Annotated in this window: 16 protein-coding genes; all 16 read left to right on the plus strand. The window is 40.8% G+C overall.

Annotated elements, in window-relative coordinates:
• The first annotated feature begins 195 nt into the window (after positions 1-195).
• The gene (locus tag AC13EX_RS18930; RefSeq protein WP_482893895.1) at positions 196-336 is read left to right on the plus strand and encodes a hypothetical protein; all 141 of its coding nucleotides are present in this window, start codon (positions 196-198) and stop codon (positions 334-336) included.
• A 51-nt stretch (positions 337-387) separates the two neighbouring features.
• Positions 388-693 (plus strand): hypothetical protein, encoded by a 306-nt coding sequence (locus AC13EX_RS18935; RefSeq protein ID WP_052316277.1) that lies wholly within the window; start codon positions 388-390, stop codon positions 691-693.
• 361 nt (positions 694-1,054) lie between these two features.
• Entirely contained in the window at positions 1,055-1,432 is a 378-nt protein-coding gene (locus AC13EX_RS18940; RefSeq protein WP_014022475.1) for a hypothetical protein, read from the plus strand.
• 3 nt (positions 1,433-1,435) lie between these two features.
• Positions 1,436-2,884 (plus strand): matrixin family metalloprotease, encoded by a 1,449-nt coding sequence (locus tag AC13EX_RS18945; RefSeq protein WP_014022474.1) that lies wholly within the window; start codon positions 1,436-1,438, stop codon positions 2,882-2,884.
• A gap of 518 nt (positions 2,885-3,402) precedes the next feature.
• Positions 3,403-3,540, plus strand: coding sequence for a transposase domain-containing protein (locus tag AC13EX_RS18950; RefSeq protein ID WP_423779171.1), 138 nt, complete (start codon positions 3,403-3,405; stop codon positions 3,538-3,540).
• A gap of 60 nt (positions 3,541-3,600) precedes the next feature.
• Positions 3,601-3,939 (plus strand): transposase, encoded by a 339-nt coding sequence (locus AC13EX_RS18955; RefSeq protein ID WP_339674840.1) that lies wholly within the window; start codon positions 3,601-3,603, stop codon positions 3,937-3,939.
• A gap of 130 nt (positions 3,940-4,069) precedes the next feature.
• The gene (locus AC13EX_RS18960) at positions 4,070-4,450 is read left to right on the plus strand and encodes a plasmid mobilization protein (RefSeq protein ID WP_482893896.1); all 381 of its coding nucleotides are present in this window, start codon (positions 4,070-4,072) and stop codon (positions 4,448-4,450) included.
• Positions 4,450-5,952, plus strand: a complete 1,503-nt coding sequence (locus AC13EX_RS18965) for a relaxase/mobilization nuclease domain-containing protein (RefSeq protein ID WP_482893897.1) — start codon at positions 4,450-4,452, stop codon at positions 5,950-5,952. The genes AC13EX_RS18960 and AC13EX_RS18965 overlap by 1 nt, the downstream gene beginning before the upstream one ends.
• Before the next feature lie 12 nt (positions 5,953-5,964).
• A complete protein-coding gene (locus AC13EX_RS18970; RefSeq protein WP_482893898.1) occupies positions 5,965-6,609 on the plus strand; it encodes a ParA family protein in 645 nt (214 codons plus the stop codon).
• A gap of 8 nt (positions 6,610-6,617) precedes the next feature.
• Positions 6,618-6,938, plus strand: coding sequence for a hypothetical protein (locus tag AC13EX_RS18975; protein ID WP_482893899.1), 321 nt, complete (start codon positions 6,618-6,620; stop codon positions 6,936-6,938).
• 1 nt (position 6,939) lies between these two features.
• Complete coding sequence (locus AC13EX_RS18980; protein ID WP_482893900.1) at positions 6,940-7,287, plus strand: hypothetical protein; 348 nt, start codon at positions 6,940-6,942, stop codon at positions 7,285-7,287.
• Between the two features lies 1 nt (position 7,288).
• The gene (locus tag AC13EX_RS18985) at positions 7,289-7,609 is read left to right on the plus strand and encodes a DUF4134 family protein (protein ID WP_482893901.1); all 321 of its coding nucleotides are present in this window, start codon (positions 7,289-7,291) and stop codon (positions 7,607-7,609) included.
• A 54-nt stretch (positions 7,610-7,663) separates the two neighbouring features.
• Entirely contained in the window at positions 7,664-7,969 is a 306-nt protein-coding gene (locus tag AC13EX_RS18990; RefSeq protein WP_482893902.1) for a DUF4134 domain-containing protein, read from the plus strand.
• 41 nt (positions 7,970-8,010) lie between these two features.
• Positions 8,011-8,241 (plus strand): DUF4133 domain-containing protein, encoded by a 231-nt coding sequence (locus AC13EX_RS18995; protein ID WP_482893903.1) that lies wholly within the window; start codon positions 8,011-8,013, stop codon positions 8,239-8,241.
• 7 nt (positions 8,242-8,248) lie between these two features.
• Positions 8,249-10,747, plus strand: coding sequence for a TraG family conjugative transposon ATPase (locus AC13EX_RS19000; protein ID WP_482893904.1), 2,499 nt, complete (start codon positions 8,249-8,251; stop codon positions 10,745-10,747).
• A gap of 11 nt (positions 10,748-10,758) precedes the next feature.
• On the plus strand, positions 10,759-11,418 hold the full coding sequence (locus tag AC13EX_RS19005) for a hypothetical protein (protein ID WP_482893905.1): 660 nt from the start codon (positions 10,759-10,761) through the stop codon (positions 11,416-11,418).
• Positions 11,419-11,420: the final 2 nt, after the last annotated feature.

Consider the following 11,420-nt stretch of genomic DNA (forward strand, 5'->3'; position numbering starts at 1 on the left):
AAATTCCCTGGGGTTTATTTTATTTAAATTTCTAAGGAAGAAGGAGATGATCTGACAAGTTATCCTGTTCAATTTGACGTATTGGTCTTCAGTTTTCAGCCTATGAATTATAGACTGAAGATCGTGGGATGTTTTCTGAATAAGAGCCGATGAAATGCACTATTTTTTCACATCCCAGGTGCGGGATGGGTAGCTATGTTTTCAAGAAAAGTCTATAGAGATTTTATCTTGGAAAATCTGGCTTATTGTAAAAAGGAAAAAGGACTTTTCCTCTTTGGTTATGTCATCATGACCAATCACCTTCACTTGGTTGTTCAACAAATAGATGCGAAATAATGAGGATGGGTGCGTGATTTTAAGAAATTTACAAGCAAGAAATTGCTAAAAATGATAATTGAAAACCCTCAGGAAAGCAGAAAGGAATGGTTGAAGATAATTTTTGCCTATCATGCGAAATTTAATAAAAGAACTGGGGAGATGCAATTTTGGACACATGAAAACCATGCTATCGAACTTTATCGAACTGAAATGATTGAAAGTAGAATGAATTATATACATGAGAATCCGGTAAGGGCAGGAATCGTGGAAAAACCAAAGGACTACATGTGTTCGAGTGCAAGAAATTATGCTGGATTAGAAGGTTTGATAGCCGTGGATCATTGGCAATTCCGTCCAATTCCAATTGCAAATTAAAAATAATAGAAGGGTGTTTTGCAAACCTACACCCAGCTCACGAAGGCATAAACTACACCTAGCCGGGGTCATTTTGGATCCTTGAAATAAAATTTCCCTCCCCGATGTACCGTTTGTCAATAATTCACTTTATTTTTTAAGAAAATGTGGGAAAATTAAGTATTAGGAATAAAAATTGTTAACATTTAGTCTTAAAGGAAAGTGTGGCTCAATAATTTTTTTCAAATATGAAAATAGGATGGTGTTCAATCAAAATTTGGTATTTCTCACGAGGTCAACTTAAATAATTCCGGGACTTAGATCAGCATTTTCTAATTTTCTAATCCAAAAATTATTACCAATTCTTAAAATTTAGAATAATATGAAAAAATTCAAAATACTCTTATTTCTAGGTGGACTATTAAGCCTCTTGGGGTTTGGTTGCGAAGAAGAAGAGCCTACAAATTGTGAACTGGCCGCATGTGACCCCGGAAGAAAAACCATCAAACAGTGGGTAGACAAAGAGGGAATGGTATTGTTGGACAACAGGAACCAAATGTATTATATAAGTACTGGTGAATCACCTGATATGCATATACTTGGATATATTTGCAATTTACCTGAAGAATTTAAAAGTGAAGGAATGCTAGTTGTGGTAAGTGGTGATTTAAAAGAAGATTGTGATGAGCTTAACCTTATCACTGTAGCTCAGGAAAATTATTATTTACATATTGATAGTATTGAAATCATTAAGGATTAAATTATGGAAAAGTTTTACTTTATTCTCATCATGCTTTTATGCTCGGTTAGTGTATTCAGCCAAACCATTCAGAATTCTGATTCTGATATGGTCTTTCTTGATGGGAAGCCGGATAAAAAGAAATCCAACGAAAACGTCATAAATCCTAAATATGTTATTATTGGAAATGGGAATAATGTATGGGAAGACCGAATTATTACGTATTTTTTTGATAATGGGACCCCAGATATTAGCGGGGATCTTGAAGAAGATGGGGTAAGAGATGCATTTGATATATGGCAAGCAGAAACTGATATAGCTTTTTTAGAGGTATGTAATGCTAACAATGCAGACATAGTTATTTCTTGGAGATCGTGGAACCATGGAGATGGGGCTCCATTTGATGGACCTAATGGGGTGTATGCTCACGCACTTATTGGTGAAACCACTAACCCCCTTGCTGGAGATATACATTTTGATGAAAGCGAAGATTGGACCATAGCTGAAACAAGTAATGATAACCAACCTATGGATTTGGTTACTTTTGCTGCCCATGAAATCGGCCATGCCATAGGTTTGGATCATTCTAATGTAAATACTGCATTGATGGCAGGTGGTCATGCTCTTTGGATACAAAATGGGTCTCATCGGTTTTTGACACAAGATGATATAGCTGGGATACAAAATCTTTATGGTTTACCTAATAGTGGGGAATTGGTTGATGGCCCTGATGCTCTTTGTTCCAGCGGGTCATATACGATTCAGGATGTACCAGCTGGTATATCAGTTGCATGGACGGTCAGCCCATCCCATATTTTCACAAATAGTTCCGGCACAGGAACAACAGCAAACCTAAATCTTGTAAATCCTATGACTGTTTCAGGGACGGCTACCTTGACCTATACCTTACAGGGAACGGGATGTGCTAATACGGAAATTACCAGGGAAATCCAAGTAGGACCGGAATATCCAGACTTTGATTTCTATCAATATCCTACTTGTGTTAGCCCAAACCAAGTAGTTACCGTTGTTGCCAATATCACTCAAGTGGATTATGACTGGACGGTCAATGGCGGCACCATTCTAAGTGGACAGGGCACACAGTCCATAGATATTAATGTGGGCAGCAGCGGTTACATTTCCGTGCATTGCAATGTTTCCAATGGTCCTGATGCCTGCGAGGGACCAAGGGGCACCGTCTCCCTCTATCCTATGGCCTGTTTTGGGATTGAGGACAACAGTGTGACTGCCTATCCCAATCCTGTCAATGATATACTTCATCTCAGGAGTGAAACTGAAGAAAATATCAAAGGGGAAATTCTAGTTATGGATTCCCAAAATACTCTGCGAAAGAGCATTTCAGTAGACAGCTGTGAAGTTACCATAGATGTTTCCGATCTTCAGCCCGGTATTTATCATGTGACTTATTCCATCGGTGACAGGTATCAAGTGAAAAAAATTAAAATAGAATAGAAAATAACAGTAAAAACCTTTGATTGGCCGGCCTCCAGAATTTGATCCCAGACACCACTCGCCAAGAGTTATCCAATGATAGCTTGACTCTCTTGGAAAACGAATAAGTAACCACCGAGGAAAGGTTGATATTAGCCTCCTCCGGGTTGTTTTGTGGTTTGTTTTTGACACGGATCCGCTGGTTGATGAATTTTTGCGGTGCCTGGAGGGTATGCATCGAGAAAAAACCGTAAGCAAACGGCCAACCTCCTATTAATAATTAGCTTGGGTTCACGTGGTGATGTTTCCACCTGTGGGGCAGCAGGTCGGAGAATCTACCTTCATAGTTGAGGTCGTTGAGTTTTCGATGCACTTCGAGCAGCCGATCATGGGGATTTACACCGTGCTTTTGGCAGATTGTGAACAGGTAGTTTTTCCGCCCCAGGTTATGAAAAGCCTTACATAAGACAGGACGAAAAGCTTACCTGTTTTCAGGATCGCATAAGGCAGCAGAAATGGCTGCAGGCATGTATTCTTTCATGGCCAGCTGCAAGAATAACAATGTCAATGAGTTTGAGTGGCTGAAAGATGTCTTTGAAAGGATCCAGTCCCACAAACAAAAAGTTCTCTACCAGCTCCTTCCCTTGGACTGGGAGGAATATAGAATTAAGGCCTGACTATAAACATTCCCTACACTAATTTCTAGCTTGGGTTCCTCGGACGGATACTTTTAAACCATGAAAATAGTAAAGCACTATTCGGACGATTTTAAAAAAAAGGTTGTTCGGCATTATCTGAACTCTGATGACAGCATGAGAACCACCGCTGTTAAATTTAATTTAGCGGTTTCTGCTTCCGTTAGCCAGTGGCTCCCTAAATTTGGACCAGAATCCAAATCACCCATTATGGACCAATCCCCTAAAAAGCACCAAAATCCACTAATTGATACACCAGAAATTATGGCCCGTAGGTTAAAGAAACTGGAAGAAGTTTTGGAAAGAGAGCGTTTAAATACCCTGGCAGCTAACATGGTAATTGACAGGAACCAAGCAGTCCATGTTCATATACCTACATAAACCTCCACTCTTATATACGCATACCTACGTATCCGCGTAAAATAGCCCTTTTTACGTATTTCCTTCCATATATTTTTTCCTTCTCTTTGAGTCTGTCAGTAATTAGCAAGAACCAGACAACCTAAAAAACATGAAGGATCTCCAGGAAAATAAAACACACAAAATCACCTTCAGGCTCAAAGCGCAAGAGGCAAAATTCCTGGATGATTTTGCTGGGAGTGCGGGTATTTCCAGAAGCGAAACGCTCAGGAACCTGATCCGAAAAATTCAGGGAGATGCATCCATTATCAAGACGGATAAATTGCTTAATACCCTGTCTGACCTTGCAGCCGAGCAGGGCCGGGTAAACAACAATATCAATCAACTGGCCAGGCATGCCAATCAATATTCCAAGGTAAGTGACCTGGACCCTAAGGTATTTGTAAGATTTAATACGCTGCTAAACCGGCACCTTGACTTTCAGGAGGACATGAACAGGACTTTCCGAAAAATCTATAAATCCATCAGCTGATGACAGTCAAAATTCTATCATCCACCAGTACTTTCAAAGGGGTTTCCTACAACACCAACAAAATGCAGTCCGGCAAAGGTGAACTGATGAAATTCAAAAATTTCGGTTACCTGCAATCGGCGCAAAAAGTAACCCCGGCTGAAATGAAAACTTTTCTAAAAGCCCATTCTAACCGAAATACCCGGGTACAAAACAAACAATTCCATGCCATGATTTCTTGCAAGGAACGAGAATACAACAAGAAGGAACTCACCAAAATGGCGGAGAAGTGGCTGGAAAAAATGGGCTATGGCGATAATCCTTACCTGATCGTATTCCATGGAGATACCAAAAACAACCATGTCCATATGGTCTCTTCCAGAATCGGCAACGATGGCAAAAAGATTAATGACAGTATGGAAAGGATCAGGGCACAAAAATGCATGTTGGAGATCATGGAAAGAAATCCGGCTCAGGAATGCAGGAAGATCCTGGATCAGTTAAAATCATTTTCCTTTTCCACCTTCAACCAGGCCAAGCTATACCTTGAAACTCGGGGATATAACCTTCAGGAAAAAGAAGACCAACTGCTCCTATATAAATTTGGTTTGCTACAAGGCGAACTTTCCATAAAGGAAATAAAGCATAAGACCAATGCCTATACCATCGATAAGGCAAGAAAAATGCAGCTCCATGCCTTGTTTGAAAAGTACAGGAAGGTTTACTGCAGCACCCCTGTTCCAATATTTGAACCGCTGAAAGGCAATCGCCTTGGGAAACCAAAGGGTTACCGGTCAGAAATGGCCGACTTTCTCAAGGAAAAATTTGGGATAGAATTGTTGTTTCATGGCAGGGATGGCAAGACACCTTATGGCTATACGATTATCGACCATAGCAGGAGAATCATCTTTAAGGGAGGTGAAATCTATCCGCTTAAAAACCTGAATCAGGAAGAAACAAGGGATAAAGTTAAGGTGATCAATTTCCTTTTTCCATCAGATATTTCTGCTTATAAAAGCATTGCAGGCGCTTCAGATACCCTTTTCCGAATCAAACGTTTTCCGGAAAATGCGGCTTACCGGTTGAAATTACTGTCTGTTTTGGAAGATTACCCCAACCTCCAAACGGGCCTTGAGGAATTCAAATTACACCTTCTGGTAAACGAAAAGCACTTGTTTTTACTGGACACTCAAGAGCGGTTTTTTATTCGACTGGAAGCCATTCTGAAAAATAAAGAATACAACAGATTTGCCAGACTTTGGGAAGTCCCTTTCCAAAATGGGACAGAACAAGCAGCTTATATCGGATCAGGATCTGATTCAGGAGAGCAATTGCCGGTACAAGCGGACAACGAAAACGCTTTACCCTACGCTTCGGGTAATGAGTATGCCGAACCTGACCGGGAGACAGTGGCCCCACTTTCTAATTTCAACCTGGACATCCATCAGGATGTGGACGATGAGGCATTGCATGGCAGGAGAAGAAACAAAGAAAAAGGCAACAAAAGAAAAAGCATCAGATAAAAACCAATGCATATGATAATCCTATTTGCAAACCAAAAAGGAGGAGTCGGTAAAAGTACCCTTTCGGTGCTATTTTCCAACTACCTAACCCTGGCCAAAGATAAACCGGTAAAGGTCTATGACATGGACTTTCAACGGTCGCTTTACAACAAGGCCCAGGCGGCAGAAGTGATTGAAAACACGCCATTGTACCCCGTAGAGGCTGCCGAATTGTCTCAATTTAATGCCATACAAAAAAAGGACAACAAAAATGAAAATCAGGTCAGCATCATTGACCTGGCGGGTAAAATGGATGATGATGAACTTGTTCCGGTATTCCAAAAATCGGACCTCATCCTATGTCCCTTTAGTTATGACGAATACTCCGTGTCCTCTACCATCGAGTTTTCTTTTGTAATCAAAAAAATTAACCCGAATGCTAAAATCATATTTATTCCCAATAGGGTGCGTAGCAGTGTGAAATACGAAACCATGAAATCGGTTCAGGACGCACTGAAAAATTTCGGAGCAGTCACCAGCAGCATCACTGAAAGGATAGATTTCCAGCGGATCACTACCTATGACATTCCTTCGAATATCATAGAGGTGATCGAACCTGTTTTTGAATCCATTTATAACGAATATATAGACCCGGCATGGCACAAGATGATTACATAAAAACGCTGATGAGCAATTTCCGCCCAAATGGTCATACATCGGTGAAAAAGAACGGAAAGGAAAGAAAGCTCTCTACAAACAAACAAACCAAATCTACTGCCCTGAGTAAGGATATAGACCTTTTATTGGAGCAGGTCAGGGACCTGAAAATTGATGGTGACAAAAAGCGACTGATCAAAATCGATGAGAAAAGTGAGGAAATCCTGAAAGTGATGTATCCGGTATTTTCTGTAGATGTAACACGCTTTATCAATTTTCTTTTGACCCGCTTCTTTCAGGACCATCCGGAACTGATAGACGAGATCAGAAAATCATTTAAAAAACTCTAACATGAACTGGACTGAATTTATAAAATTTTTGGCATCTGGATACCTGCTTTATTATGGGGTACTGGTGGTGCTTGACCTATTAAAACCCCAAAAGGGAATCTTTCACAGGGGAAATGAAGACTTGCTGGAATTTCCAGAGGAAACCCAAACTACCATTATTGATGAAGAAGCATTTCAAAGTGAGGATTCCCTTAAAGCAACTGAAAGGTCAGAAGATCAGGAAAACCAGCAATGGAAACTCTACGGAGAAAATATCAATGAATCAACAGGAGGAGTAAGCAGCATGACAGAACTCTTTAGACTGGCACAGGATGAAATGATAGAGGTGAAGAAAAATCTTGTTTACTGAAATGAAAAGCTTGTTCCTCATACTGATGGTCTCCACGATTTTTTTTGTCTTCTGTTTGGAAGTTACAGCCCAAACGCCTCCGGGTCTATCTGAGATCAATGAAGGAAAAAACCTAATGGCTCAGAACTTTCGGGCACTCTCTCGAGCGGTGCTGATACTGGGTGCCCTCTTTGGCCTATTGGGTGGATTGAGGATATATAACAACTGGCAAATGGGCAAGCGAAACATCGATATTGAGGTAGCAGGATGGTTTGGGGCCTGTATATTTCTTTCTGTATTGGGAGTCTTCCTAAGTGCCCTTTACCAAGTACCCATTGCCTAAAAAAGATCAATCAATTTTAAACCATAATATACAATCCATTTAAATCAACTAATCATGAACAAAAGCAACATAAAAGCTATCGGAACCCTTGCAATGACAGTCATTGGACTGGTTCAGGCAAAAGCTCAGGGAGTACAAGGCATTACAGCCGCAGAATCTTCTCTCATAGGTTATGTGGATCCCGTGGCCTCTCTTTGTCTGGTCATTGGTGCTGTAGTAGGGATCATCGGCGGGGTAAGGGTCTATATCAAATGGAATAGCGGAGACCAGGACATCAACAAAGAGCTGATGGGCTGGGGAGGCTCCTGCTTGTTTATGGTGTTGGTCAGCGTAGTCATTAAGGCCTTTTTCGGGGTTTGAGCAAGCGATTTCCCATTTATAAAGGACTCCAAAAACCACTGATGTACAAAGGGTTTCAAGGCAAATTCATCGGCTGGGGCATTGCTTCTCTGGTGATGGGCCTTGTCCTGGGAGGGGTGATCGGAAGCTTTACCAATATGGTTTTCGGGGGATTGCTTACCATCGGTATCATTATAGGTGGCCTTTATTTTACCAGCCTACAACAGAAAAAAGGCCTGCACAATAAAACACGAAATCAAGGTGTGTTTCTACACCCTACAGACCTTAAGTGAATTAATTATGCCTAAACGCAAAAAGACAACCTTTAAGTTACCCTATATCGGTATAGATCATAGCAATGGATACGATGTGCTATACAATGAAAAAGGTGAATTTGGGGTAGTTCTGGAAGTGGAAAACCCGGTCCTGCAGTATGCTGCTGATCCGGGAAACTATGACAACTTTCACCAACTTTATGTCAATGCGATCAAAATTCTTGGGGAAGGATACATTGTACAAAAACAGGACATTCTGAGCAGAAAAAAATTCAACCTTAAATCCTCTGGAGAATACCTGCAAAGGAAATACGATGAACATTTCAGGGGAAGGGTATACACCTCCCATCAAACGCTTTTGGTGATTACTAGAAGAGTAAAACCCGGTTTTTATACTTACAGTCAGAAACAGATTGAAGATTTCACACAATCTATAGACAAAGTAGCAGACCTTTTTGTCCGAAGCCAGTTACCTGTAAATGCGCTGAACAAAAATCAGATCAATCGGTATGTCAGGCAGATTCTTTCTATGAATTTTCATGAAAAAGAACTTTGCATGAATAATCTGCTTGCAGGAGATGAACAGCTTGAAATGGGGGATACAGCGACCCGCTCTATCAGTTTGGTCAACACAGACACCATCGACCTTCCCCAAGTGGTGGGTACCCATCTGGAAAGGTCAGACAAGGATAGTTTAAAAGGTTTCCCAATCGATAATATGGGGTTTTTATTTTCTGTCCCTCATTTTAAAACCATTATTTACAATCAGGTGATTGAAATTGTTCCACAGACCAGCACCCAAAGGAGGTTGGAACTGAAACGAAAAAGGCATTCAGGAATTCCCGATTCGGCCAACAATATGTGTGTGGAAGACATTGACCAATTATTGGAAGACATCGCAAGAAACAATCAGTTGCTGGTCAATTCTCATTTTAACATCCTGGTGTCCGGAGAAAAAGAGTTGATTCAAGCTACCGCGAATTTTATTGAATCTTCCCTTTTTCAGCAGGGGATCATACCGTCAAAAAATGCTTACAACCAACTGGAATTGTTCAGGACCGTTTTGCCCAGCAACACTTCAGAACTGAAACCTTACGATTATTTTCTGACCACCTCAGATGCAGCTTTGTGCTTCTTCTTCAAGGAATCAATGAGTAAGGATGAAATCAGTAATTTTCAGATCAGGCTAACGGATCGACAGGGCATTCCGGTAAAGATTGATCCCGCAGACTTGCCTATGCAGACCAACCGGATCAATAACAGAAATAAATTTGTCCTGGGGCCCTCTGGATCAGGTAAATCATTTTTCATGAATGCGCTGGTAGAGCAGTACTGCATGTACAATAAAAGTGAAACACCAAGGTGGCTGATGGACGTGGTTATCGTGGATACTGGTCATTCCTATTCCGGCCTTTGTGCCTATTATGGAGGCAAATACATTACCTATTCAGAAAAGAATCCCATTACCACCAATCCATTTGCCATTACCAGGGAAGAATACAACATCGAAAAAAAGGATGCCCTGCTTACCTTGATCAGTGTACTGTGGAAGTCCGCAGAAGGTAAGATTTCTCAGGTAGAATCGGATGTAATATCTAATACCATTTCAGCTTACTATCAGGTGTATTTTGATGAGGTGTCAAAAATTGACCGCCCTTGTTTTAATAGCTTTTATGAATTTGCACTGACATTCATTCCTGAATTGATTCAAAAGGAAAATATTCCTTTTAATATAGATGAGTTCAGGTTTGTCCTCAAGAAATTCTACAAAGGAGGGGAGTATGGTAGCCTATTGAATGAAGAGGTAGATCAGTCCTTGTTTGGAGAATCATTTATCGTTTTTGAAATAGATTCCATCAAAGAGCACAAGGTGCTGTTCCCAATTGTCACCTTGATCATCATGGATGTATTCATTCAAAAAATGCGGTTTCGAAGCAAGCAGCGGAAAGCATTGATCATTGAGGAAGCCTGGAAAGCCATCGCTTCACCACTTATGGCCAATTATATTCTCTACCTGTACAAGACAGTCCGAAAATTTTGGGGAGAAGCCATTGTAGTGACCCAGGAGTTGGGAGATATCATTGGAAACACCGTGGTAAAAGACAGCATTGTGAACAATTCGGATACCATCATTTTGCTTGACCAGGCAAAATTCAAAGACCATTACAATGAAATCGCATCCCTGCTTTCCATCAATGAGCATGAAAGGAAAAAGATTTTTACCATCAACCAGTTTGACAACACTGAAGGCCGGGGCAGATTCAAGGAGGTTTACATCCGAAGAGGTGCCAGCGGAGAGGTATATGGCGTGGAAGTATCTCTTCATCAGTACTTGACCTATACCACTGAAAAGCCGGAAAAGGCAGCAGTGGAAATCTATACAGATCGCTTTGGTAGCTATCAGCAGGGTTTGGATCACTTTGTAAGGGATTATGAAAATTCAAAAATGGAATTGAACCGTTTCTTTTCTCTGGTCAACCAATTGGGAATTCCTTATGGAGAAAAAAAAGAATTTACTGACTAAACAATTACAGCATGAAAACTTTGACATTTCTTTTGTTCATTTTCACCAGCGGATGGTTGAATGCGCAAGTCTATGTTGATCCGGCTGTTTCGGGAGCGCAGGCTACCCATGCAGCCGTTATTAACAGCCAACTCAATAAGACCAATGAAAAACTGACTTTAATAGAAAAAGGTCAACTGGCGGTCACTGGAAAACTTACAGTAGTGAATACCCTCCAGGAAAAGCTTTATGCAGGATTGACCGAAGTGAGTGCTATCCTTACCAACCTAGCCAATGTGAGGGAGATTACCAGAATCGCGAGTGGAATTTCCGGAGATGTCAGGGACATCATGAAGTTGGCCAAGGAAAATCCTGAATTTATTGTTTTCGCAGAGCAGAACGCTACACTTTTCCAGCAAAGAGCCACAGCATTGGCTTTAGAAGTACAGCAATTTGCACTCAAAGGAGGTAAGGAAAATCTTATGGATGCAGGGGAACGAGCAAAAATCATCAATACTATATTAAATGAACTATTGATCCTGCGGTCTTACTCTTACGGAATGTACCGTTCCATGCAATTTGCAAGCATGAAGGGGCTTTTCAATTCACTAAATCCTTTTCAAGGCTATATAGAAATGGACCTTGCCATAATGGATGATATCCTTAGAAAAAGAGAAACCCTTAACCGATAAGC

The sequence above is a fragment of the Cyclobacterium sp. L-R genome, from assembly GCF_056859355.1.